We start from the raw sequence: 26,281 nt of genomic DNA on the forward strand, positions 1-26,281 counted from the left end.
AGTCGATATTCTTCAGATAGAAAAATCGATCACATTGTCTAGTTCTTTGGAATTTCTGACCCTAATCTCGTTTTTTTGATACACTACGGAATAAGGAGGAACACTTTGCGTGACCCAAGTGTTTCCTCCTATGATACTATTCCTGCCGATCACAGTGTCCCCGCCTAATATAGTTGCTCCTGCATAGATAATCGTATTTTCTTCGATTGTAGGATGTCTTTTGATACTGGCTAGATCCTTGCTTACGGAGAGCGCGCCTAATGTAACACCTTGGTAGATTTTAACATTATCCGCTATCTCCGAGGTTCCTCCGATCACGATACCAGTACCATGGTCCATAAAGAATGATTTTCCGATCTTTGCTCCAGGGTGGATATCTATCCCCGTTTTTTCGTGAGCGTATTCGCTTAACATTCTTGGAAAAATCGGAATTCTTAAACGATGTAATACATGTGCGACTCTATGAACTGCAATCGCATAAAAACCTGAGTAAGCTAATATAACTTCTTTCACACTTTCCGCGGCAGGATCTCCCTCGTAAGCCGCGATTGCATCCTTCCAAATGAGATCATAAAGTAAGGGTAATTCTTTTTTGAATTCCGAAAGGACCCAATTGATCTCGGGGCCTTTAGATCCTACTAAATAAGGTTGTAATTTTTTCTTAGCATCTAATAGAAAACGGGAGATACTATCTTCTACCTGGGTCCGGTCTCTAAAATTCAGGTCGGAGAAAAATCCTGCAAAAAGAATATCGAATAACTCCTGGATGAATTGCCCTGCGACCTGTCTTCCCCCGTAACGATGAGGATCTTCATTCTGTTTTTTGAATATAGAATCCAGAAAATTACGGTAGTTATCTTCCAAGTGCGGATCGATTTGAGGTGTTCCATTCGGTTCCTGGATTCCCATAATAATCTCCTAATAGATCTCTTTTTTACAGAATAAAATCTGTTATAATAGATATATATGATTCTTATTTCTTTAGAATCCAGAATTATTTTAATATATTAAATTTTATTCTGCTTTAATTGTATAATTTCAATCTCACTGTTTAATTAAGAAGGTCATATGCCTAATATATTCATCTCTTTCCGGTATTTGAATTCGTTTTATTGGATTTTTTGAGTGCTATGACGGAACTCCTTCGGAGACTTTTGATTATTCAGGGTCCAAGGGAGGAACAGAAATGCAGAGAGGTTTTGTCCGAAATAAGTATTCGGTTTTTATAATATTCTTACTATTCGTTTTTGGAAGCGGAGAAGTTTTGGCGGTCGATGGGTTATACTTCAACGCGATCAATTCCAGATATTTAGGTCTTGCAGGAGCCGGCTACGCACTCGGAGGCTCCCCGGTGGACGTTGCTTTAAATCCTGCAAATTTATCTTTGGTCAAAGGTAAAAAATTGGAATTCGGTTTGGGTGCTTCTCTCATCCAAAACAGATACAGGGACCGTTTTCAAGATCCAAACCCGGAGCTTGTTTATGAGAATGATAAGTCGACTAACGTTGTAGGCCCAGGCCCTTATATAGCCTTTAAACTTCCTGTTACTGAAACTATCAATTATGGAATTACATTCTATGTTCCTGGAGGAGCTTCCGGAGGAGTGGATAAGATCACAAGGAATACTCCGACTGGAGAATCGGTGAACCAATGGGCGGATGTAAATTTACCCGGACCGCTCGGAAATTCGAAACAGATCAAAGAATCCAATTCGAATACGTTCGCGGTTTTTAAATTGGTAAACGGACTTTCTGTTAAGTTCGGGAATTTATCTTTGGGCGGAAGTGTGGAACTCGCTTATGGAACCCAAAAATTAAATCAAAAATATTACGATATTACGGGCAATATAGAGATCCCCGGCCAAGGTTATTATTATGAGAGTTCCAAAAACGCCTTTGCATTAGGAGGGATTTTAGGAGCTAATTATTCTTTTTCAGATTCTTTCCGAATTGCATACGCATACCAATCTCATGTAGGAATTCCTTTGAATGGCGGATATAGTATTGGTACAAACGATCCGAATTATTACCGTAAGACAGGAGTTTCTTATACTTTCGATTTGCCTGAAAAACATGTTTTGGGTTTTGCTTTCGGACCTGAAAATCTGAAATTCGCATTGGATTTCGTGTATACCAACTACGGTTCTTATTTAAGAAAAGCAAACCAAACCTTGGAAGATCCATGGCTTCCTACTCCTTTAGGAAAGACCGGTTCTGCGGATGCACATTTGAATTTCAGGGACCAATGGGCAGTTATTTTAGGGGTAGAGTATAAGGCTTCTTCTTCCTGGATACTAAGAGGAGGATACTCTTATAATTCTCCATTAGTTAAAAGTAATGCTTTAGGAGGGACTACCGGAGGATTTTTCTCTCTTACGGATATTGTTTCCGCAGGTTTCAGTTATCTATTCGATAGTTGGAGTCTGGATCTGGCGGTAAGTTATAATATTCCTAGAAAAACGATAGAAGGTGGGAAGGGAACTGACTGGGACCTTTCTCATGCTGTGGGAAGCGTGGGTAACGCGAACTTGACGGGTTATTCTTACAACGCAAGAGCGGGAATTCCATCCTTTAGTATTGGGGCCGTGAAGTCTTTCGATTGATATGATAGGCCAATAGGAGCCGGTTTTGCCGGCTTTTAAAAGAAAGATAAAGCTGTTTGGACTTATTGATCCTTTCTGGGGAAGAATTTAAGTCCTTGTAAGTTTTTCTGCTTAGTAGACGAAATTTCTAAGCTGTTGGAATACGGAACCTGAATGTGCTCTTACATAAAGAGCATAACTGCTGGTTAATATACTCAAAACAAGCGGTAGAAATTTAAAAAACTTATTTTTCGCAAACGAGAACAGTATAAACGCAGGGAATACTCCTACGATCGGGATTAACGATCCTATAAATAGGAAAAGATAAAATACCCAAAAGGAGGCTATTTCTTCCTCTTCCGGTTTTCCTGTTCTATATTTGATTGGTTTCTGGGGCTGAGCTCTTGAATGAATCACGACGCCGCCCGGTTGGGTTCTCATTCGGTACTTTTGGTCCGACTTCTGGCTTCTATTATCCATTCCTTAAGTGTAGATCTTTTTGAACGAAGGAGCAACCCGATTCGGCTTATTTTGAAAATAAATCGAATATTCCAAAAATCGAAATTTCACCGAATTCAAAGAAATCAAATGAAAACGGATATTTAATTCTTAAATAGGATCAAGAACCTACTATAAGGTTGGAATTCCTGCAAAAACGTAAGTTTTCGTATTATCAAAAAGTTCTTCCAGAATTATAGATCTACTTTCTTATATTGGCATGTCAGATCTTCCATTAATCACAAATATCCATGATGTTCCTGGAGGTAAAATTTTCCAGATCACAATGAATCGTCCCGAGGTTCACAATGCGGTGAATAAGGAGATGGCGGATCTATTTGTAGAAGCATGGAAAACTTTCCAAAAAGATCAGGAACTTACTGTAGCCGTTTTGCATGGAGCAGGAGATAAGGCATTTTGTTCCGGCGCAGATCTTTCCGGTTTGGACAAACTTGCAAATGTATATTTAAACAAGGAAGAAAGAGAAGAATACGCTAAGAATGATCCGGGTCCCTTAGGAGGATCCAGGATCGTCCAAAAAAAACCGGTGATCACTGTATCACACGGTTATACGTACGCAGGCGGTTTGGAATTATTCTGCCATGGCCATATACGTATCGCAGAACCTCAGGCAATTTTCTCTGTTGCTTGTAGAAGATGGGGAGTTCCTCTAGTAGATGGAGGAACTGTGTATCTTCCCAGATTACTCGGTTGGGGATCTGCATTACCATTGATACTTACAGGACAGAGGATCCGTGCAGAGAGGGCATACCAATTAGGTTTAGTATGGGAACTCGTAAAAAAAGGAAAAGGTTTAGAAAGAGCTTTTTCTTATGCCACTCAACTTTGTAAACAACCCAGAGATGCAATGTTCGCAGATCTAAATTCAGCCTTAGAAGGTTGGAATCTCCCTTTACAAGAAGCGTTAACCGTAGAGGCTAGAAATACTTTTCCTGTAATGGAAAGCAAAAGTACCAAAGAAGGTGTAAAACGTTTCCTAGATGGAGATCGTTTCTGGTTTCGTTAAAATAAAACAAGTTCAGTACATTCTCTATTTCCGAAATTGTATTGTTGGTTCCGAAGAATAGTGATCTAATCCTAAAACCATTGCGGTTCCTTATCGATCGGATATTCTTAGAAAAAATTATCCGCCATAATATGGAGAATGTTTATGCGAACTAAAAAAAGGATTTTGATCTTACTATTGGTTTTATCTTCGCTTGGTTTTGTAAATTGTGATGCGTATAACGATCTATACGGAACCGGAGGAAACGATAAGAGCGACAAGAAAAATTGTAATGCAGCAGCTGCATTATATTTAACCTGCTCTAACGAAAACCCAGGATATGCAAATACTGCATGTTCTTCCCAATATCTATTGGCAGTCGGTGCCTGCGGTTACGGCGGGGGAAGTGGAGGAGGCGGGGGAGGTTACTAAACCTTCTCCCCAGTATAAAAAGCGGATCAGGGTTAGTCGCTTGATCCGCTTTTCATTTCATTTTTGCTAGGAAAGAATTTCTACATTCCATTCTTTTAAATTAGTTAATACATAATCCAAAAGTGCAGCCTGTGCTTTTTTAGAATCCTTAGTGTCTATCTCTGGACCGAACTTCATATGGATCTTTCTGTCCCTATAAAGGCTTCCTAGATCCTTCCAAACCTTACCATTCTCCCAAAAGTCGGTTTTGATCGCAAAGGGAACCACAGGAACTCCCGCTCTGGAAGCAAGTTTGACCGCGATAGAATTAAATTCAGCAGGATTAAAAGTTCTAGTTCTTGTGCTTTGAGGAAATACTACGATAGATACTCCTTTTTTCAGAAGATTCGCGCCTTCTTCCAATACCTTGACTAGGTCCTCTCTTGGATTGTCCCGTCCTACTGCGATCGGGTCCCTGCTTCTCATAATAGGGCCGAAATAACCCTTTATTAAACTTTCTTTAACTACATAGGTAAGTCTTCTATGAGGCACTAAAAAATAGGAAAATACGAAAGTTTCCAAAACACTCATATGGTTTCCTGCAAAAACCACAGGCCCCTTAGGAGAGACAACATTCTCTAAATTTTCAATTTGGAATTTGCCTTGGCAGCCTTCGATCAGATCCAGGATCCCTCCGGATAATTCTATCCAACGTGGATCGAAAAACTTTCCTTTTAGAGCATTCTGTCTTGCGATCATGATCTGTCGGAAGTATCCGTATAAAAATGTAAGATCGGAACCGAATAGGATCCGATCTAAGAGCCATCTTCTCCGATTAGAAGGAGTGATATATCTCAAGCTCACTCCATCTCTTAGTTCGATCCTGCGTCCCAGCTCTTCCTTGGTTAAGTCGTAGATCCCGGTTTTTAGCGCCGAATCCGGGATTTTAACTATAGGTGTTGTGATCTTATCATGAATGGATTCTGTTAAACTCACTCTAGGTTCCTTTTAGAAGCGAAAGAATGACGAACATATTAATTTTCCCCGAATTCTTTTCCAGCTAATAAAAGGTTTTTTAAGATCTATTGTGCAGAGCACCGTTACGAAAATTTTGGAGAGAAGGTCACCAATGTACTTCCAAAAACGGTTTTTCCGTTTTGCGTTTTTGTTCGAAATCCAAGATCTCTTTTTCATTTTTTAGAGTGATATCTATATCATCTAAACCTTCTCGGATCCGATTTACGGAAGCAGGATCCAAATGAAAGAAGAAGGTCCTGTCTCCCGCTTGCACTTCCAAATTTTCAAGATCGATCCTAATCTGTGATCCGGGATTATTAGAAACCCATTCATTTAGATAAAAGATCTCTTCTTCTTTCAGACGAACTAATGCGATCCCGTTCTTAGCGGAATTGATAGAGAATATATCCGCGAAAGAAGGAGCCAAAATCGCTCTAAATCCGAAATCCGCAAGAGCCCAAGGCGCATGTTCTCTACTGGAACCGCAGCCGAAATTTTTTCCAGCCACAAGAACACTCGCATTCTTAAATCCTTCTTTGTTCAAAATGAATTCAGGATTTTGAATATTTCCTTCTAAATCCGAATATCTCCAGTCATGAAATAAATGTTTTCCGAAACCTTTCTTGTCTATCAATTTCATGAATTGTTTAGGAAGTATTTGGTCCGTATCAATATCCTCTCTTGGGATAGAGACCGGGACTCCCGTATGTATTGTCCAAATTTTTGAGCTCATGCCATTTTCCTCACATCTGAAAATTTTCCGGTTACCGCCGCAGCCGCTGCCATAGAAGGACTGACCAAATGAGTTCTTCCACCTCTACCTTGCCTTCCTTCAAAATTACGGTTAGAAGTAGAAGCGCATCTTTCCCCCGGTTGTAATACATCGTCGTTCATTGCAAGGCAAAGAGAACAACCGGGTTCCCTCCATTCGAATCCTGCCTCTTTGAAAATTTTATCTAAACCTTCCAATTCCGCCTGACGTTTTACGGAACCGGAACCTGGCACCACCAATGCCTGGACACCAGGATGGACTTTTTTTCCTTTAGCAATATCCGCAGCGGATCTCAAGTCTTCTATCCTTGAATTCGTACAGGAGCCTATGAATACCTTATCAATTTTGATCTCTGAGATTGGAGTTCCGGGTTTTAAGCCCATATACTCCAACGCGTTCCGAGCGGTTTCTTTTGCTCGTGTATCCTTGAATTCTTCCGGATCCGGAACAACACCTCCGATGGATAAAGATTGAGAAGGATTTGTTCCCCAGGTAACCTGAGGTTCTATTTTAGAAATATCTAATTCTATAATCTCATCGTAGACTGCATCTTTATCCGTGAAGAATGTTTTCCAATATTCCACAGCTTTATCGAAATTTTCTCCTTTAGGGATCAGCTTTCTATCTTTCAAATAATCGAATGTGATCCGGTCAGGTGCGATCAAACTTGCTCTTGCTCCCGCTTCGATACTCATATTACAAAGAGTCATTCTTCCTTCCATAGAAAGGGAACTGATCCATTCTCCCGAATATTCCATGGTGAATCCTCTTCCACCTGAGGTCCCGATCTTGGAAATAAGTTCTAATACCACGTCTTTAGCAGTGATCCCAAAACCGGGTTTACCTGCAAAACGTACCAACATGGATTTTGTTTTGGCCTGTTTTAAAGTTTGGGTGGCAAGCACATGTTCCACTTCGCTTGTTCCTATTCCGAATGCCAATGCACCGAATGCTCCATGAGTCGCAGTATGAGAATCTCCGCATACGATTACGGAACCGGGGATGGTAAATCCTAACTCGGGACCCAATACATGCACGATACCTTGTTCAGGATCTTCCGGTCCGAATAAACGAACTCCGAAGTCTCTGCAGTTTTTTTCCATTGTATCTATTTGCAATCTGGAGACAGGACCTGCCGCATCTCTATTCTTACGATCCCTTGTGGAAACATTATGGTCCACAACTCCGAAAGTAAGATCCGTCCTTCTTACATTTCTATTCTTTGTTCTTAAACCTTCGAATGCCTGAGCGGAAGTCACTTCATGAAGAATATGACGGTCCACATATAAAATGGATTCAGAATCGGAATTCTCCGAGATCCGATGGCTTTCCCAAATTTTGTCGTATAAAGTTTGTCCCATATTTCCCTCTTGTTAAAGAAGGTATCAAATTTACTGATATAATGCAAATAAATTGGTTTTATAAAACATATAACTAAAAGTTATATGTTCCTATGGAATTCAGACAGATCGTTTATTTTCTGGAAATTTCGGAATCGGGAACATTCCAAAAGGCAGCTTCCCGTTTGGGGTTAACGCAGCCCGCTCTCTCCAAGCAGATCTATCTTTTGGAAAAAGAATTAGGTGTTAGCGTTTTGGAAAGAGGGGGAAGGTCGGTTAGACTCACTCACGAAGGAGAAAGATTTTACCAGTATTCCATCCGGATGAAAGAATTATGGGAAGAGATCCAAGATGGTTTTTCCAAGGAAAATGAACTAAAAGGAAATTATTCCATCTCCGCAGGTGGAACAGTATCCGCTTGGATCCTGCCTCAGATCTTAAAAGAGATCCTAAAAAAAAGACCGGGACTTTCCCTTTCCGTAAGAGAAGGAGATGCCCAGGAAACCAGAGACTCGGTATTAAAGGGAGAAGTAGACCTGGGGATCTTGACCGGTCCTATCTCGGAACCGAGTCTGAATATTCTGGAATTTTTATCTGATCGGATCTTTCCTGTTGCTGCAAAAGATCATCCAATCTTTCTAAAAAAGAAAATTAGAATAGAAGATCTGAAAAAACAATCCTATGTATTATTCCATCCGGGTTCAGCACTTAGGAAAGCAGTGGAGAAGAGAATAAAATCATTCTCCAAAGAATTCGGTCCTAAGATCGCAATGGAACTTAGAAGTGTAGAATCAGTCATTAAATCCTTAGAAGCAGGACTCGGGATCGGTTTTTTATCCGAATATTCTATCGGTCCTAAACTCAAAAAAATACATTTCGAAGAATGGAATGTAGAAAGGAAATTTTATCTTTGTTACCGCAAAAAATCAGGACCGGGACTTGCTTTACTTGCGGAGGAAATTTTAAGATCCTCTCAAAAATGGGGATCTGAGAGAGAACCTTCTTCCTTTTGAAAGGAAGAAGGTGAACAACTTATTTTACTCCGGTTTTATGTAAAAAATCCAAAACTTCTTTTTGGACCTTCTCCTTATCGGAGAATACATGTTTGGAAGTCAGAACATGGCTTCCTTCTTCTATTTGAGCCTTTGTATTTAAAGGATTCGGATTATCTCCGCCTATTTTATCAAAACCTTTCAGCATTGCATCTACGCTCGCCGTTTTGTCCTGATGATCTTTGTCCTTATAATAATATACTAATAGAGTAGGGACTTTGATCTTCTCAAAACTATGCTGGCTTAGAACGAACTTAGTTGCATTACTTACGTGTTGGATAGCGGATAAATATTGATCCTTATACCAATGTTCGTAATATTGTTCTCCAATTCCGTCATCCGGAGTTTTAGGAGGGGATTTTCTGATCTTTCCTTGCACCGTTTCTCCGAATGTCATTCCACCCGGATAAAAGAATATTTTAGCAAGTGGAACCGCAAAATCGAAAAATGGGGAGAATAATACCAGATCCTTGATCTTATCCGGATATTTTCCCGCCAAATAAACCGAGATCAAACCGCCCATACTTGTTCCCATAAGTATAGTTTGATTTCCTAATTTATCCATCATTAATAGAGTTTCTTCCGCTACGCGCAGGTATTCGGTGAAAGGAGTGTCTCTATGATCTTCGTTATTGGTTCCGTGACCTGGAAGTCTTAAGTAGTAAGTATTCGCCTTGAGAGAGGCGGAAATTTTATCTACAGTTTCTTCTCCTTCTGCGCGGGACGCGCCGAAACCATGTATGTATAGAATTGTATATTCCGTTTTACCTGGAGAATAGCGGATCAGTTTTTCTTCCGAGCCTGGCCTACCGTGAAGTGATTTGGTCTCTTCTAATTTAGTTTTATAGAACGAATCGAAACTTTGAGTTAAGTCCGCCTTTGGGTGGAATTCATATTTGGGAAATGTAGCGTAATAGATCCCCAAATAGGCGATAAGCACAGCACCTAGGCCGATCGAAACCCGTTTGAATATTTTTTTCATCCTTCTCTCCAATTATTTTGCGGATTGAAATGAGCGACGAAAAGGATATTAGGAACCCTTTATTTTGAGGCAAGGACTTTTGTTGGAAGAAATATTATGATTTAGACCGGGTTCTTCATTAATGAGCGGTGTTTATGCTCTTTTTTTCTTTTCCGAATCCAATTGGAAAAGCACATCCGAAAGATGGAACTCACCTAACTTTGCTTCCAGAGCGGATTGGGCCTCTTGGAAAATCCCGGTTAAAGTGGTTTGGATCTTTTTACCCACAGGGCATTTAGGGTTCGGTTTGTCATGGATGGAGAATAGAGGAGCCTCCGTTTCCACTGCCTTATAGATCTGTAAAAGTTGGATCTCCTCAGGAGATTTGGCAAGTTTGGCACCCGCCACACCTTGTTTGGAAACCACGAGGCCTGCTTTTTTTAATTTTCCCAATAGGTTTCGGACTACAACCGGATTTGTTCCAATACTATCCGCCATAATTTGAGAGGAACTGGCTTCTTCTCCATCCCTGTCGATCAAGGAAAGAATATGGATTGCAATGGAATATCTGCTCGGAATCGACATCTTTCCCTCTTAGTTGATAATGGACGATGTTTCGGATTCGCCAATCATATTTTCAGACGATCGAAATATCTGGGAAGTCTCTTGCCAGGGAATAAAAAACAAATTTGGGTCTATTTTTTCGTTTTCCCCTGGTTTAAGAAATATATTTCTGATTTCTGCAATTTCTCGGAGGCAATCCTATGTTCGCTAAATATTCGACTCTATTATTAGGGGCATTGTTCTTTTTTCACTGCGGTAAAAAACTACCTGTTTCCATGATAACTGCCACTTCTATGGATAGCGGTCTGCCATTCGAGATCTTGGACGGAAAAAAATGGAGACCGGAAGAAGGTGCCAAATTCGTTAAACTTCATTTTTATCCGGATGAGACCTTCTTATTATCCAAGATAGAAGTAGAATCCTGCAACGGGGACTTCTCCGATCCTATCACCGCCTATATTAATTTTGATGAATATAGTCAGGAATTATCCACAGGATCTACCGCCGCAGTTACCTTTGACGCGCCTAAAAGTACTCGTTCAGTGACTTTTAACTTTCACAGAAATGCAAATCTATGCGTTCAAAAAGTGAACTTTTTCGACGACAAAGGTTCCAGGATGAAATGGAAGGGCCCAAAGGTGGTAGAAGCTTCCGTAACCGCATCCGAAACCGCGAAACCGAATCTTTCTTATGATGTGATGAACTTATTCGATTCCAGATACGAATATGCTTGGGCTTCCGATAAAAAAGGTCCGGGAGTGACTCTGGATTTCGACTTTAAAGAAACTCAAAAAATAAAATCCATCAAGATCTGGAACGGCTACCAAAGATCGGACAGACATTGCCAGACAAACGGAAGATTAAAAACGGCAACTCTTACAGGTGATAATGGTTTTGAAGAAAAGATAGAAGTAGCGGATATCATGGGGCCTCAGACCATCCAGTTCTCCAAAACTTTCGAAGGTAAAAAATTAAAACTTAAAGTAGATTCTATTTATACGGGAAAAGATTATAAAGGACTTGTGATCAGCGAGGTCCGTTTTTCGGACGGAGATGATTGGATCCTGCCGAATCCGATGGAACAAGTGAAGAAGATCGCAAAAAATAACTTTTTCCAATTCTCCGCGGCTAATATAGATAATGTTCTGAACTGGAGTTATGTGGGAGGAGAATACACCGGAGACATTCCTACTTCTTCCAATACAAACGTGGAACAACCTGCACAAACTACCGAAGCTGCTGCAGAGGCATCTACCGGAGAAGAACAGGCTCCTGAAGCAGGTCTTATTTCTTCTAACTGGACTTTACGTTTAAGATCTGACGGAAGCCTTTTCTTCGAAGGAAATACGACTGAAGCGGACGGGGATGGACAGATCAATAAAAGTTTCTTTGCATTAGGAAATTATGAAGTAAAAGAAGCTAAGCCGGACGGTTTGAAACTTCGTATATTCGGTCTGGTCAGAAAAATGAGCCAAAGAGAATATAACGAAGATTATTACGGAGGGGATTGTAATGGCTGCGGAAGAGACTGTAATAATAGCCAGGATTCCGAAAATGGAGAGAAAATTTTCCAAGAACAGATACTTCTCCGCAAGTCCGGAAATAAACTTTTCATAAAGAATGAAAATCCTGGGAAAGTTTTCCAATTTGCTACTTTGGAATTGGTTCAGGAATAAACCTTGTTTAGAAAAGTTTTACTTCTTCTTTTCGTTTTGAGTTTGTTCTCCTGCGAAAAGGAAAAAAGTTCTGATCCTTCTTTTTCCCTGAATTTATCCGGGAAAAAGGGGGGAGTTCCGGTCCGTATAGATTGGATCTATAAGGGTTTCCCCGGAGAAATGAAAATTTACGAACTGGCTTCCCAGAGGCCGGTACAGCTCTGGGATACAAATACGGTTTCGGACTTAAGCCTGGCTCCGGTTTCCAGTCTGATAGAAGATTCGAAATTAGTTTTGGGTCCGGGAGAAACCAGAAAGTTTGCTTTAGTATATAAGAATGAAACGAAGGAGAAATTGTATTTCTTCGCTGCGCCTCATTCTGTGAATCCGCCCGAATTCGGTTTTGGTTTTAAATTCAAATGTCTTTGTGTGAACCATTTATTCCAAGTGGAACCAGGTTCTGTTTGGTATAGGATCGTAGAGATCCGCACAATGCCGAACTGGGCAAGTGATCCGTTCCAGATCACTCATACTTTGGTGAGAGTGGATCCAAGCCAGGCAAAAGAATGGAGTAATTCAGGAACACATTCCCATTCGGATGAATGAGAATGTGTTTTAAATAATATTAGAATATTTTAAAGTAATTATAAGGATGCCGCACTGGGCGCCGATTATTGCTGGGTTTTAGGAGCTGCTGCAGGATCCGGTTTTACACAAACCAAAACCTTATTTTCCAGATAACATTCCGTTTCTGTTCCGTCTTTTTTGGTATAAGGTCCAGGATTGGAATTGCTGGAGTCGGTAAATTCCGTTACTAAAACGCTTCCGTCAGTGAATGTAACTTTTCCGGAACCTTTAATGATCCCTTTTGCGAAATTTCCTCGGATCACGGTTCCGTTGGACCAGAAATACATTCCATCTCCTTCTTTCAGGTCGTTTACATAAATTCCTTCGAACTTGTCTCCGTTTTTGTAAACGAATTTGCCTTTACCTTCTCTCATTCCACTACTGAATCCGCCGGTATATATATCTCCTGTAGAATATACATAGGTGCCTGTGCCGTTCTCACAGTCGCCCGATTCGCAACGACCATCTTCACTTTCTTGGTCAGAATTCATGGATCTATTAGAAGCAGAATTTGAACCTTCTGGTCTGGACGAACTAGCGCTTGCATTATTAGAAGATTGGGAAGTATCCTTGGTTTCCGAGGAAGAACAGTTGAATATTATAAAAAATGCGAAAATGGAAATCAGGGAACCTGTGAAAATTCGAGCCATGGTAAAATTTTCGACCCTAAACTTAGTTTCGTCAATCCGATTTCACTGTAATAATTCTCGGACCGGCATCCCCTGGCGGTTGATAAAATCGGGAAGTTTGTTTTTGATCCCTAAAAATACCAGATAGTAGATCTTACGCAAAACCGGATGAAATAAGATTTTGTCACGTAGTCGATAGCTGCTTCTATTCCTTAAAAATAATTTCAGTATCAATCCTAAAAACCAGGAAGGTTTGGACTTGGAGGCCTGGAATTGGAAGCGAAACGTTTTTGGATATTTCTTATGATACTCTTTTGCAAGCCTTTTGGATTCGGCTAATAGAGAAGGATTTTCGGAGTAGAGTAGTTTTCTTGCGTTTAGAATGAGCTTGAATGTCTTTTTCTGGAATTGGGAATCATAGGGAAGGTCCAGTTTTTCAGAAATTTTTTTCATTCGAGGCAGATATGCAAACGCCTCTTCTCCTAATCGGACAGACTCTTTTGGATTCGGATTTAAGTAAGAATATAAGGACCGAAAAGGGTCTGAAACCGTGATCTTGTCCCAGGTGATATGAAGAATCGGGGGGATCCGAACACGATGCATATAAAAACTTTGTCCGGCAAACCCGGGATCGTATAAAAGATGTAAGATCAAATTTTCACTTAATTGCAAAAATTCTAAAAATAGATCCGCATTCTTTTTGCCGTAAAATTTATTCAGTATCTCTTCTAAACTTCTTTCCGGTTTTGTGAACAACTGAACGGAAACGAATGTATTCAATTCATTCCAATAAGAAGAACCTTTTAAAAATGTGATATTTTTGAAGGAGGACCATCCTCCGGTTTGCGTCCAAACACTGATCCCTGCTATATTCGCTTTTCCTAAAAGTTCCGATCTGTATTTTTCATACATCCATCCTACAAAGCTTGGATATTCCCCGAAACCTTCGTATTCTCTTCTGGCTTGTAATTCCAGAAGTTTAGGTCTATCGTCTTCGAAAAATAACGGATTGATAGGAAGATATCTGAAAAAATCACCTTCTCCATATTTTAAGGAAATGATCAGTGATTTACTTTTGATGTTCTGAAATACTTTACGATATGTTTTAGGATTCCAGATCAAGTCCCCAATTTCATAGGCTCCTAATGTCCAAGTCCTGAATATTAATGTTTTATTATATTTTTCGAAAACGGGTAGGATTTGTTTTAGGAATGAGTTTGCCTGTTTAGGGTTTTTAAGAAGAAGTTTACTTCTAAAATCTCCCGTTACATCTACTCCGTCCGATTCACCGATCCTAAGAACAATTCCGGAAATTTCCGAAAAACTGGAAAATAGATCTTCTAAAGATTTTTTAAAAAGTTGGATGATCTTATCCAGATTTTCACCTGTATGTTCCAGAATAGAATCATTGATGGAGAAAAAATCGCTGGTGATAAATACTTTCAGATCCTGGGAAGAAGCGATCTTAAATAGTTTTTTATACTTTTTACGATAGGATGCGATTTTACGTTTTAGATCTTCAGGGTAAAAATCTCTTTCCGAGAGATAACACAGTTCATCCAAACTGATAGCGTTAAATCCTAATTTAGAAATTCTTTTAGTATATCTATAAAAGGATTCTCTGACTCTTTTATGTTTTTTCTTAGAAGGAAGAGATGACTTCTCTAAATGAGCCAGAGGGGCCTTGGACCAATTTTGGTGTTTTTCTTTGGATTCCAGAAAGAAAGGAGCAGATCCATCTACGAGAGAAAGCATTCTTCTACTCCGTTTTTTTTCTGTATCTAAAAGATTCTAGAGCAGCGGCAAATAAGATCAGAGTCCCGCCTATAAATTCTTCTTTTCTGGGAACCTCATGTAAGATCGCCCAAGCTAGAATTGCAGAATATACGGGCTGCACCGTGGATAATAATCCTGCCGTTTTCACCTTCATCTTGAAGACGGATTTGATATAGAATGTATGTCCTACTGCAGTGAAAAATACTCCTAAAAGAACGATCAATCCCCAATCTTGAGGAGTGATGAATAGATCCTCGAATAATAAAACCGGACTCAAGACCAAACATGTAACGGTGACTTGGTGGAACATGACTTGTGTGGATCCATGACCCGAAAGATATTTTTTAGTGAGAATATTCCGGAATGCCATTGCCCAGGAAGATGCAAGTCCAAGGACCACTCCCAAAAGATATTTATTTTCTAGATCAAAACTTGGGACGAGTATCCACATTCCAAATAGAACTAAGACTGCGAGTCCTAGATCCAAACTCCTGATCTTAGAAGGAAAGAATAAAGGTTCAAGCAATACTGTCCATACAGGATGAGTGAATAGTGTAAGCACCGCCACGGCAATTGTAGCTTCTTGTGCAGAAGCAAAAAAAGTAACCCAATGAAATGCTAAAAGTACACCTAAAGAAAATGAGATCCAATTTTCTTTTTTAGTGGGGAAGAAGAATGGTCTTTTCCTAAACCAAAGAACGGAGCCGAGTAGGGTTGCCGCGAATAATGTTCTTCCCCAGGTGATTAGAGAAGGGGAATAAGAAAGAACCTGAGCGAATAATACGTTTCCACTGATCAAAATTTGGGAAACTTGGAATTCAAGATAGGTTCTAAGTCTGTTTTCCTGCATCTGGCAGGACTAATTTCCGATGCCTATTTGGAACGGAAAGAAATTACTTTTGCGCTATAAATGATTTCTATGATTTGTAATAATCAAGATAAGAAGAAGGATCCGGGCTTTCACCCGGATCCCATACCAAAGAGGAATGTATTCTTTAAGCCGCTGTTAGGGCTTGCTCTTTACCCAAACGATTTCCCCTGAAAATACTTCCGAAATCATTAAATCTGATCCCATAACGTTTCATAGCAGGGTGAACAAAAGGTGCCACCGCTTGTCTGAGATAAAAAGGCTGATTCACTACGAAGTGATGGATCCCATGAGTGCTTCCGAAATTAAAACAGAATAGATGGAGAGGAAATAAGAACCAACGATTCAGCACTTGAGTTTGCTCATGAAGTCCTTTCACATCTCCATAATAATGCATATTAGAAGAAACGACTTGGATGCTGGTTTGTCTGATCCAATTCGGGATGGTATAAACCACTGCTGAAATATTCAATAGATGGCGGACAGTATCCAACCAAGCCGGGACTTCTACAGGTTTTCCCAACAATTCATTTCCGATATAGAAAAGATTAATGAATAAAAAATTATACCAGAGATGAAAATAGATCACAAGGTAAGGCCAACTGGAGCGAGTGATCTCACTTCTTTTAAACTTAGGGGCCTCTCTGCGTAGGGTGTGAGATTGGAATAAGAAGGACATATTCCCGTCCATCATAGTGATAAAACGTTTTAGTCCGAATTTCATTCCGTTCCCGATGAGACGTTCTTCTATATCTTCTTTATGGCCGGATACCTTATGATGAAGAGTATGGATCATTCTTCTATACCAAGGGCTCACTGTGTTACCGCGGAAGATCCAAACCGTCCAAAACATGAAGTTTTGGATCTTTAGATTATCCTTATAATATAAATTATGGATTAAGTCGTGTTCGACTTCGTGAAGAATGGAGGCAAGCACTCCGTTGGCTACGATACATGCCCAAGCAGGAATGATCCCTGCGATATAAAGTCCTGCAAACAGTATCATGCCCGCAGCGGAACCTAAGGTAATCGCAAGACCTAATTCATCTTGGTGTTTTAAGAATTCGAATTTACCACGTAGTTTTCTGTCCCTGAATCGGATCCATTTCATGATCTTCTTACTTTTTTCCTTTTGGGACAATCTAGTATAAAGTTTGGTTGGAACCTGAGCGGTCGCTCTTTCTGCAATGGCGATCATCGGTTTCCTCCGTATTTGTTTTCGGTTGTCCATATCTTACGGAAATTTTTGGAAACAGTCGTCTCAATTGATCGAATGCAACTGCCGAATTTGTCCCAATCTATAAATTTTTACTAATCTGCTGTCGATACGCTTGGTTAGTTTGGTGCCAAACTGATCAACTTCCTCTGAATTCGGAAGGAGTTTTGCCTGTGTGTTTTTGGAATGCTCTATGAAATGATGACTTTGTCGCGAATCCAACTTCGAATGCGATGTCCAAGATGGATCTTTCCGGTTCTTTTTGTAGAAGTTCGCAAGCTTCTTTGATCCTATAATCATTCACAAATGCGGAGAAATTTTTTCCCAATTCCTGGTTGATCAGCTCGGAAACCTGGTGAGTGGAAAGCGCAAGTTCGTCTGCGAGATCTGCGAGCCCAAGCTTTTCGTCCCTGTATAATTTTTCTTTTTCCATGAGCTGGGTCAAACTGTCTCTGAGTGCATGTCTATTCACTCCGGAGAGCAGGGAGCGCGCATATTTTTGTCTGGTTGCCTGGCTTACTTCTTGGAGAACTTGGAAGAATGCAGGTCGTTTGTGCCCGATCAGATAGGCGAGACAAAGGCTTACCCCCATCATTGCAGAGCATGCAAGAAGGAAAACAGGCGACTTGCTGGACAAGTAAACCGCACCGAATCCAAGATTTATGAATGTAGAAATTACCATGAACGCCAAGATCCTGGCGGTCCATTCTTCTTGTAGTACCTCCCACCGAAGCAGGTCGGAACTTCCTTTTAGGATCAGAAATATATAAAAGATCAGGATCAGGATAGGAGAAGAAAGTAGGATCTCCCCCTCGTTCCAGCCGGTTTCTTTCAGGAAAGCGGAGATCTTTTCTAAGATCCATTCTTGGGGAAGAAGGGACACTGCCAGGAAATATACGATCCATACAAGACCGGGCAGGATCAGATGTTTTTTCGGAAGTCCTAAATAGGAGATATCTTCCGAATCTCTATCCTGGCTCACGCTATGAATTCCGAATAGGATGGGACCTACGGATGCGATTAGAGGGAATTGGATCAGTGAAATCCTGGGAAATTCTATATATAGACCGGAAACTAATAGTAGGAAACTGCCTTGTATTAAGCCCAAAATCAGGAAAATCAGGGCCAAAAGCCTGTTTAGAGCTGACTTATTCTCCATAACAAGCTGCCCAAGAGACATTAGAATTCCGAGTGCAGTTCCGAATTGGGTGATTGCCCAAAGGATCTGGAACCAAGTCCCCGGATTGTAGTAACTATGACTTCCCATTGAGTCTGGAGGCATGGCAGGGAGAATGAAAAAAACTGAGCAAGTTGTCAAGGATTCCGTTTTGGATTCGGAGCCGTTCCTACTGAGATGAATTTTGTAGTCACTTCTACAAGTTAGAACAAAATCTAGAATAAATTTTATAAAACGATCGTTTAATTTAACCTATCTCCCAAGGGATAGAAAGGTAGTTTCGTTTTTTGTAATATAGTTTTAATTCGAATGGACAAAATCGAAGTCTCAAAAGATAGATTGAGACCTCCAATCGAAAAGACCTATATTGAATAACAATTGTTATTTTAAAAATACAGAAAAATCATCCGGAAACTTTTTATAGAGTCTCGCTTATTTTTTTTCAAATGCCTGGGAAATATAAGCCTGATATAAGCCCGCTTTATGTAGCGATCGCTATGCTGTCCACACTTGGAAAGAAACTGTTAGGATAAGCTAATAGATATGAATATAAAGAAAGCACACATTCTTTTCTCGCTTTGTTTGGCTCTGGGGATGGGCTGTCAGGCAGGTGGTGAGAAATCAAGCGCGGATACTTTTTACGATAATATCGATTATAAGGGAATTCGCCTTTTTAATTTGTTCGATGATTATCCTTCCATCAAATCAGGTTTCCAAAGTTTAGAACCTATTCATTTCAATCTTAAATTAGAGTCCTCTATGACTATTCCTTACAGAGAGGATATCGTAGGATTCTTAAGAGTTTCCGGAGATCTTCTTCTTAAACCGGAAGCTCATGTGCGTCAGTCTCTTGTCAGAGTTCATTCTCTTTTGGATCGTATAGAGAACGCACCGAATAACGCATTCGATACACTTCAACCTTGGTTGGAAGCATTACGCAATTATCGTAAACCTGTACTTCGTAATATGGCTCCGCTTAGCCAGACTGCTTTGAAATACATGTATACTACGTATTCCAAAGAAGTTATGGAAACCAAGTTTAAAGAGGTTTCTGCAATATTAAAAGATCCTGAAATTAAGATCCTTTTTGTGGAATTGGAAGATGTGCTAGACAAGGCAATCAACCGAAACGCGAATGCGAAACAGGCAATCAAAGGTCTTTTACAAGGAATGGTCGATCCTTCTCTTATTGCTGATAGAGTAATGAAAGAAAAATTGATCCAGATGATTTCCGCGGTAGGAAAGTCGTTTCGCCAAAGAGCGGGTTTTAGCGACGCTAAGTCTTCTGAAACCGTTCTGAAAAACTTAGTAGTTAATTTAGAAAATTATTATACTGCTGCGAATCCTGACGGAGACTCCGATCCGGGGAACGATGATTATACTTTATATTCCGATCCAACCTTTGCGGATTATAGAGATGCCACATATCCGGCTGAGTTAGGAGCGATCTTATCCGAATCATTCCGTTATTTAAGACCAATGCTTGGGAAGGGTGGAAACTTTACAGCAGATCCTAATGTTCTTCTTTCCTTGGAAATGGCGAAGAACTTTGCAAAGTTCGATTTTTCTTCTAGTATAACCGGGGTTGATAACTCTTTAAGAGAGCTAGTCCGATTGGATGCGAACGGTCTGGACAGATCTAATCCTGCAAATATTACTAGCAGTCCGGTCACTGCTCTTGAATCGCTAATGTTCATTCTCACTTTGTCGGACGTATACGGATATCGTTGGGCAGATCTTAATAGTAACGGAACAAAAGCATTAGAAACGGATGGTTCGAACGGCGGACCGATGACAGGCGGAGTGCTTACCGTAGGTGATAGTATTTACTCCATGAATTCTACTATGACCGGATCGATCGGGATTAAAGAATTCATGAAACAAAGTGCTAATGACGGAGCCGTTTATAAAAACGGGGACGCAAGTACACCTTCTCCTTTGATAATAGGATTGAATACCCCCACTTTAACCTTGCTGGAGGCTCCGGATCCAAGCATTATTCCTGCTGCGAACGATCCGGTTTATACTAAAACAATTCCTTTTATCATGAAATTGATCCGGACAATTTTGGTATCCGGTGGTGGGCCGTATTATAATAAAAACCGCACTGATTCGAATGGAAACGTATATACGATCGATGGAAAACTTTATAAAGACTCGAATGGTGTAGATCAGATCTATAAGGAATCTTGGAATACTTCTGAATATAGGATCAAAGTATCCAATACAGGAAGCGGTTCCTGCACAGGTGGAACAATCTGTAAATGGGTAGGTCCTGGAGGAAGAGAAACAAATGCGGTCGTAGCCAATAACTCTTTCACTCCGGTTGCTGCAGGGGCAAATGCTTCCGGTGCAAGGGGATGGAGCATTCCAGTTTGGGAAATTGCAAAAGATAATGCTACGGAAAGAGCCGTAAACACAGACGAAGAAGCGATCTATAAGAACTTCCAGTGGCTTCTTCATGAAAAACGTATGGTTGCTGTGATCCCGCTTCGCGCTTCTTTGGGAACGGGAGTTCCTTATAAAATGGCGGCTTTCGTAACTGTGGTAGCAAATGGTTTGACCGGTCTAATGAGCGCAAGACCGGTTTTGGACGCTACCAGCACTGTTTGTGGGGAAACGAAAAATGCGATCTGGAGAGAGAAAAATACATTCCTGAAACCGGGATGTGCAGGTCCTTCTCAACCTAATTTTAAAGTTCCAGGAGTTCCGATCTTACAAGAAAACTATTCCGATATTCCTGGCGATAGTATGTTCTATTTGGAAGCCTGGGATTATGGTACAAGTGGAACCGGTTCTCTTACATTCAATAGTTTAGGAGATGCTTCCGTTTATAGTATCTTCTATCCGGATCCGGACGGATACGGAGTTCTACCTCAGGTGATTGCGGCAAACTTTGCTGTGATGGAAAGATTGTCCTTTTTGACTCCTGACAAAATTTTACCATCCGGGCCGAATGTCGCTCTATATGGAAAATCGGTAGATGAATCTTGGGAACAAAGAAATAGACTTCTACCTTTGATACTTTCTCTTGCATGGTCTCTGGACGACCAAGCAAGCCCAAGTTTGAATAAAAACCCGTTCCAAATTTTAACAGGACTGAGTGCTGCTTTAACTAGGCCGCTACTCGCTCGTATCCAAGATCCTTCATCAAGTACTCCGGGGACTACGATCGATGTTGTGAAAATAGTCAATGTAGATTCCGATATTCGAAGTAACTCCTCCACTGAAGAGGAATATTTTTTCCGTTATTTAGATCCGGTAACAAGTAAACCGGTACGTTCTCCACTTTCCGTCCTCGCAGAGAATGAAAGAAGATACCAAGACGGTCTTTTGAATCTCATTTCAAGAACGGATCTTTTAAGCACTTTCGTGCAAATGCTGGCCGAAATGGGAAAACCGGAAAGAGCAAGCGGAGCTCAAATTACTTTTCAGGCGATCGCAGATCTGATGGGTGAGATTAAACTTTCGAACGAAAGTCCTACTCCGATCCAATTTAATCTTCAAGCCTATCTGGGTGAGATCCGAGATATGGTTGCCACTTTCCCTGATTCAAGGGTTACGAATATTTACGATCCGGAATGGGATAGGTTAGGAGTATGGGCAGTCCGTATCCGAGATTATTTCGATCCGGATTCAGTATATAGTCTTATCTCTACCTTGGATTTTTCTATGGATATGATCATAGACAATGTCCCTACAAACGCTCAGCTTACGGCTGTTGTGGATCTTTTGGGCGGACTTGTTCTTGATAATACCAATACACAAGATTACTTAATTACGAATTTATTAAGTGTAGATACTGCCGACTTGGCGCAAGTCTCCGCTCCTTACGGAAGAAGCACCGTGGGAGTGTTGATGGGAATAGTTAAGACAGGTGAATTCTACTCTTATTTAGAAACGGATATGAGAAGTCCGTATTCACTCAAATCCATATTCAAAGACGCCAAAAGACTTTTGATGTCGGATATGATACAAACACAAAGAGAAGACGAAAGCTCACTGATCTATACGGCAGGAGTGTTGATGGGTATTTTTGCGGATCTTGCTTCAACGGGTAAAAAACAATTCCCGGATGGGTTCGTATTCTACGACAGATTTAACGAAGATGAAAACTCGGACACCTATTGGGATAGGTTCGTTACGGTATTCACCCGGTGAGAATAATGAAGAGAATTTTTTTGGGAAAAATGAGTCGAGGGCTGGAAATGGATCTGAAAAATATAAAAATTTCTAATGTCGATAAAGGAATCAAACTCGCGATCCTTTCTATTTTGTGGGCAGGAATCTTAGGATGTAGCCCTGAAAAAATGAAAGGATTTGCAATGTCGGATGTTTTCGACTTGGGATTCTTTTCCGGGGGAAGGATATTTGATGCTAATCCTAATCTTCAACCTCCGTATAATAGCGTGGACAATGATACCGCTGTTCTTCCTGTAGATTTCGGTTCTACCAATCCTCAGGCAACCTTATTCATTAATTCCGTCGAGAACGTAGACAGATACAAGGAATTAGAGATCCGCTTTTCTCATCCGATGAATAAAACCACAGTGGAGCAAAATTTTACGATTTCCGGAAATTCCGGGAATCTGATCGGACCTAATCCGGGTGGAGAATTTTACTGGAAAAGTCCGCAAAGATTATTTTTTAACCCTTATCGTGAGTTAAAACCTACCGAGACCTATACTCTTACTATTAATCCGAATGCGGCTACTATCGCAGGTGTTTCTTTAGAAAATTATAATATTACTTTTAGAACGACTGCCGATTATAGTATGACCAACAAAATTACCCAAGGAAGCCAATATACTCTGAATGGATCGAATGATATGACATTCGATCAGTCAGCGGCTTTGACACTGGCATCCACCTACTCGAATCCGGTTGTAGGAGAGAATTATATCCAATCGGTCTCTTTGAAAAAGATCGGTTCTAATAATTCTCAAGATATTTGTACCACTCCTCCTTGTTCAATGAGTGCTACAATCTCTTTGAATTTAAATACTTCTCAGGTTCCTCCTACTGTCGGTGGGAATACCTACTATTATGAGATCGTTACTGCCAATGGGAAAACTTCCCGTAAGTATTTCAGCTTTAACTACGGTAAATTGGAGAATGCGAACGGAGTTCTTCCTTACGTAGCAAACGGTGTGATGGATGAGGCTCAGATGCTTCCATTCTTAGGGAAGGCCATCCAGAAATATACTACAGGCGCTTTTAAAGTAAAAGATACAAACGGAACACCTCGTACTTTCCAAGAATTCCTATTAGGGATGCCTGATTTTCCTAAGAAAAAATTCTTTGAGAACGGAGCTTGGACTATCGGTGAAGCTTGTATGAGACAAGACGCTAAAATGTCCGGGGATGCAAACGCAGCTGCATTTAAAGATTTCGATTATATTCCTGTGTTCGGAGCGAAATCAGGCGGTGCCGGAAGAGGATATTGTTGGGTAAGGCACCCTGATTGTGTTACGGATAACGGACCTCCTTATCACCCTAAAAAAAGGAACGGGATCGACAGAGACCAATGGTGGACTATATACAATAATAATAATTGTGGTCAAAACCAGAATAACGCGAATTATCCTCAAGCTTGTAAGAACTTATTCCATTGGAACGAGCCTGCTTGGAGTCTTTGCCATTATCCTACCGATGTGAAGACGTATAAGAACGGTGGATATACTTCTACAGTATTCTCCGCATTCGGTAGACCGGAAGGGGATATCGGATCAGCGGGAGAAGACCTGTTAGATTGTGCATTCCCCGCATGTTTCTTCGATTCTTATCATATCGAAAAAATCGCTCCGGGACCTTTCTCAAAATATAGTGCGATCTTAAACGTAGCTTCCGGCGGAATTGCAGATGGAAGTGCTGCTATCACATTAGACGTATACGTAACCGACATGAGACTTCCTAAGTTCGTCAAATGCGGATCGAATAATGCAACTCATGGTTGTGCCGCAGGAACCGGGACCCAATTAGGGAACGTTGTTGCGGATCTCAAAGTAAACCCTGGTTCCGGAGGAGTTACACCTGGATTAGGTTTGGATCTAAAATCCAGGTATACGGAAGTGGATCTATTAGTTGTATCTCGTTTCGAAGACTGGTATGGGGCATTTAACGGACCTGGAGCTCTACTCGTATTCAGAACCACTGCTAAGTTGAACTGGGATCCAGCCGTAGAAGGAGTTTTAAATCCTTCCGGTTATGATTGGAATAACGTGCAATTGTCCAAACCTCGTTTGGCTTTAGCCCGTACTCGTAATAATATGACTGTGACTTCCGACGGTTTGATCAATATGACCGTTAAGACCCCATTCACAGTAAACGACGATTACTTCCCTGATAATCCTAGCGTTGCACAGATACTCTCGAATTCGAATAACTTCTTCATTCGTCCTTGGGCAAACCCTTTGCATATGTCTTTAGCAGGTTTGTATCCTGGGGAAGATACTTCCGACTTCATGTATACGGCTCCGATGACTTACATTCATGGTAGTGAAGGTTTTAACACAATCATCGAAGCACTCGTAGGTAGAGAAGAGTTAAGTAATATGGCGAACTTAACTGTGGATCAGGTAAAACAGATCATCACACAGTATATGCTCAGAGATATCGTACAAAGGATCGCTCCTAACGTTCTTAACTCTGTGATCGCCGACTTAAGGGACACAGGAGTGACTATCACTTTACCAAGTTATCTTCCTGCACCTCTTGGGAATTTCCCATTAACAGTGAAGTTTAAACTGAATACGGATGCGTCCATCAAACATGATGGAACCAATAAAGGGCTTGTGACTTCTTTGGATTTTGCGTTCACAAGCAATTATAATCCTGCAGGCGGACTAAGAACCCAATCCGGAAAAACAGGTATGGTTACGACCAGGACTTGGACTGCTGCAAATCCGCCTCCTTCTACCTATCAGTTCAGCCAATCCGCTGCAAACCCTGGATTCTTGATCTCTATGCATACCGATACAATTTCTCAGGCTGCATTCCATTTATGGCAGAGAAGGGGATTGGATATCGTTCTGAATAAAGCATTCATCGATGGAATGAATGCCTTTGCAGGTGCGGATCCTCTATTTGCTTTGACCACTTCTTTCTTAAAAGCTTCTCCTTTGGTCACGATCCTTGTGCCTGGAAGGAATAAATTACAAGGTCTGAACGGTTCCAACGCGATTGCACCTCCTGTAAAATCTTATGATGATATAGATATGGTGATGTCTCCGATCCATGCTCCTAACGTGAAGTTTAAACCTATGACTTCTGCCGGAGTGCCTAAGATGAGATTGTATTTTACGGAAATGCAATTACAGATCGTTGCAAAGAAACCGACTTCTTGCACAGGTCTTTTGGATACTGAACTTACCGAATGCCAAGCGGATACAAGAGCGAACGGTTACCAACAAACTCTTGGAACTGTTAGGATCAATTTTGCAGCGGACGCAGATTTCCGTTTCAAAATGTTCTCTAACCCGACCAATAACCCTGCATTTGCTAACTTGAATGCACTTCAGGTGATTTTGGATCCGGTGAATAACTTGGATTATGCAGTAGAAGTTTTGGAAGGACAAACTTACAATCCATTCGGCTTAGACCCGGAAGGTATCAAATCGGTGATCTCTCCGTTAGTCACCACTTTGGTAATTCCTATGGTAAACAGTATTATGAAAGAGATACCAATGCCTCCGGACATCACTTTCCCTAAATTGATCAACCCTGCAGGAACTCAATCTTGTGCGATCAGTGCGAAGAGTGATAAGGTACAATTCTTCACCTTGAATACTCCTCAAGTTGCGGATCCGTATCTGTTAGGAGGAATGAGATTTGTAGGACAAGCCGTAACAGATCCTGCATCTCTGATTGTCTGCCCTTAAAACACTCCTAGCTATTTCGAAAAACTAGATGTCGAAATGACCGAAAGGGAAAAACCCTTTCGGTTTTTTTTTTAAGGAGCTTTTTGGATTACTAAATTAGAAAAAACTTATGAGTGAGTCTTCACTCAATTAGGATTGTGTAATTTTGATTTTCTTTTGCTACAGTTTCGCAAAAGTTTTCGTTCGATTTCTATCGAACGGCATTTATTATTTCATAACGATCGTTAGAACGTGCTCGATAATTTTATAAA

At 40.7% G+C, this 26,281-nt stretch carries 20 protein-coding genes; 8 read left to right on the forward strand and 12 right to left on the reverse strand.

What is annotated here, in order from left to right:
• Positions 1-12 precede the first annotated feature (12 nt).
• Entirely contained in the window at positions 13-909 is an 897-nt protein-coding gene (gene epsC, locus EHR06_RS11600; protein WP_135757149.1) for a serine O-acetyltransferase EpsC, read from the reverse strand.
• Positions 910-1,186: 277 nt separating this feature from the next.
• On the opposite strand from epsC, the gene EHR06_RS11605 reads away from it, so the two are divergent.
• On the forward strand, positions 1,187-2,602 hold the full coding sequence (locus EHR06_RS11605) for an OmpP1/FadL family transporter (RefSeq protein WP_135757150.1): 1,416 nt from the start codon (positions 1,187-1,189) through the stop codon (positions 2,600-2,602).
• A 111-nt stretch (positions 2,603-2,713) separates the two neighbouring features.
• Here EHR06_RS11605 and EHR06_RS11610 read toward each other — a convergent pair whose 3' ends face one another.
• Positions 2,714-3,022, reverse strand: a complete 309-nt coding sequence (locus EHR06_RS11610) for a hypothetical protein (RefSeq protein WP_100706146.1) — start codon at positions 3,020-3,022, stop codon at positions 2,714-2,716.
• Positions 3,023-3,299: 277 nt separating this feature from the next.
• Here EHR06_RS11610 and EHR06_RS11615 point away from each other — a divergent pair, with 277 nt between their 5' ends.
• Together EHR06_RS11615 and EHR06_RS11620 are read left to right on the forward strand one after the other, a co-directional pair.
• A complete protein-coding gene (locus tag EHR06_RS11615; protein WP_208757785.1) occupies positions 3,300-4,106 on the forward strand; it encodes an enoyl-CoA hydratase-related protein in 807 nt (268 codons plus the stop codon).
• 144 nt (positions 4,107-4,250) lie between these two features.
• Positions 4,251-4,517 carry a hypothetical protein gene (locus tag EHR06_RS11620; RefSeq protein ID WP_135757152.1) on the forward strand — a complete coding sequence of 89 codons (267 nt, stop codon included), beginning with the start codon at positions 4,251-4,253 and terminating at the stop codon, positions 4,515-4,517.
• 66 nt (positions 4,518-4,583) lie between these two features.
• Here the strand turns inward: EHR06_RS11620 and EHR06_RS11625 are convergent, their stop codons facing one another.
• The 3 genes from EHR06_RS11625 to leuC all read right to left on the reverse strand — a co-directional run bounded on the left by EHR06_RS11625 (position 4,584) and on the right by leuC (position 7,646).
• Positions 4,584-5,492 (reverse strand): lysophospholipid acyltransferase family protein, encoded by a 909-nt coding sequence (locus tag EHR06_RS11625; protein ID WP_135757153.1) that lies wholly within the window; start codon positions 5,490-5,492, stop codon positions 4,584-4,586.
• 127 nt (positions 5,493-5,619) lie between these two features.
• Complete coding sequence (gene leuD / locus EHR06_RS11630; protein ID WP_135757154.1) at positions 5,620-6,246, reverse strand: 3-isopropylmalate dehydratase small subunit; 627 nt, start codon at positions 6,244-6,246, stop codon at positions 5,620-5,622.
• Positions 6,243-7,646, reverse strand: a complete 1,404-nt coding sequence (leuC, locus tag EHR06_RS11635; protein WP_135757155.1) for a 3-isopropylmalate dehydratase large subunit — start codon at positions 7,644-7,646, stop codon at positions 6,243-6,245. Before leuC ends, leuD begins: the two co-directional genes overlap by 4 nt.
• A gap of 92 nt (positions 7,647-7,738) precedes the next feature.
• On the opposite strand from leuC, the gene EHR06_RS11640 reads away from it, so the two are divergent.
• Positions 7,739-8,638, forward strand: a complete 900-nt coding sequence (locus EHR06_RS11640; protein ID WP_135757156.1) for a LysR family transcriptional regulator — start codon at positions 7,739-7,741, stop codon at positions 8,636-8,638.
• A gap of 19 nt (positions 8,639-8,657) precedes the next feature.
• On the opposite strand, the gene EHR06_RS11645 is transcribed toward EHR06_RS11640, so the two are convergent.
• Together EHR06_RS11645 and EHR06_RS11650 are read right to left on the reverse strand one after the other, a co-directional pair.
• Complete coding sequence (locus EHR06_RS11645) at positions 8,658-9,659, reverse strand: alpha/beta hydrolase (RefSeq protein ID WP_135757157.1); 1,002 nt, start codon at positions 9,657-9,659, stop codon at positions 8,658-8,660.
• Positions 9,660-9,791: 132 nt separating this feature from the next.
• Positions 9,792-10,223 carry an Rrf2 family transcriptional regulator gene (locus EHR06_RS11650; RefSeq protein ID WP_100723285.1) on the reverse strand — a complete coding sequence of 144 codons (432 nt, stop codon included), beginning with the start codon at positions 10,221-10,223 and terminating at the stop codon, positions 9,792-9,794.
• Between the two features lie 179 nt (positions 10,224-10,402).
• Here EHR06_RS11650 and EHR06_RS11655 point away from each other — a divergent pair, with 179 nt between their 5' ends.
• Positions 10,403-11,878 (forward strand): discoidin domain-containing protein, encoded by a 1,476-nt coding sequence (locus EHR06_RS11655; RefSeq protein WP_135757158.1) that lies wholly within the window; start codon positions 10,403-10,405, stop codon positions 11,876-11,878.
• Between the two features lie 3 nt (positions 11,879-11,881).
• A complete protein-coding gene (gene lsa20, locus EHR06_RS11660; protein WP_135757159.1) occupies positions 11,882-12,463 on the forward strand; it encodes an LIC11469 family lipoprotein adhesin Lsa20 in 582 nt (193 codons plus the stop codon).
• Positions 12,464-12,528: 65 nt separating this feature from the next.
• On the opposite strand, the gene EHR06_RS11665 is transcribed toward lsa20, so the two are convergent.
• The 5 genes from EHR06_RS11665 to EHR06_RS11685 all read right to left on the reverse strand — a co-directional run bounded on the left by EHR06_RS11665 (position 12,529) and on the right by EHR06_RS11685 (position 18,255).
• Positions 12,529-13,134: an MORN repeat-containing protein gene (locus tag EHR06_RS11665; RefSeq protein ID WP_135757160.1), complete on the reverse strand. Its 606-nt coding sequence runs from the start codon at positions 13,132-13,134 to the stop codon at positions 12,529-12,531.
• A 42-nt stretch (positions 13,135-13,176) separates the two neighbouring features.
• Positions 13,177-14,868 carry a glycosyl hydrolase family 67 gene (locus EHR06_RS11670; RefSeq protein WP_135757161.1) on the reverse strand — a complete coding sequence of 564 codons (1,692 nt, stop codon included), beginning with the start codon at positions 14,866-14,868 and terminating at the stop codon, positions 13,177-13,179.
• A gap of 4 nt (positions 14,869-14,872) precedes the next feature.
• Positions 14,873-15,739 (reverse strand): DMT family transporter, encoded by an 867-nt coding sequence (locus EHR06_RS11675; RefSeq protein ID WP_135757162.1) that lies wholly within the window; start codon positions 15,737-15,739, stop codon positions 14,873-14,875.
• A 145-nt stretch (positions 15,740-15,884) separates the two neighbouring features.
• Positions 15,885-16,955 (reverse strand): fatty acid desaturase, encoded by a 1,071-nt coding sequence (locus EHR06_RS11680; protein WP_135757163.1) that lies wholly within the window; start codon positions 16,953-16,955, stop codon positions 15,885-15,887.
• Positions 16,956-17,112: 157 nt separating this feature from the next.
• Positions 17,113-18,255 (reverse strand): AraC family transcriptional regulator, encoded by a 1,143-nt coding sequence (locus EHR06_RS11685; protein WP_135757164.1) that lies wholly within the window; start codon positions 18,253-18,255, stop codon positions 17,113-17,115.
• Positions 18,256-18,693: 438 nt separating this feature from the next.
• Here EHR06_RS11685 and EHR06_RS11690 point away from each other — a divergent pair, with 438 nt between their 5' ends.
• Together EHR06_RS11690 and EHR06_RS11695 are read left to right on the forward strand one after the other, a co-directional pair.
• Positions 18,694-22,311: a tryptophan 2,3-dioxygenase gene (locus tag EHR06_RS11690; RefSeq protein ID WP_135757165.1), complete on the forward strand. Its 3,618-nt coding sequence runs from the start codon at positions 18,694-18,696 to the stop codon at positions 22,309-22,311.
• A 5-nt stretch (positions 22,312-22,316) separates the two neighbouring features.
• Positions 22,317-26,030, forward strand: a complete 3,714-nt coding sequence (locus EHR06_RS11695; protein WP_135757166.1) for an Ig-like domain-containing domain — start codon at positions 22,317-22,319, stop codon at positions 26,028-26,030.
• Positions 26,031-26,281: the final 251 nt, after the last annotated feature.

The organism is Leptospira dzoumogneensis, from assembly GCF_004770895.1.
GTDB lineage: Bacteria > Spirochaetota > Leptospiria > Leptospirales > Leptospiraceae > Leptospira_B > Leptospira_B dzoumogneensis.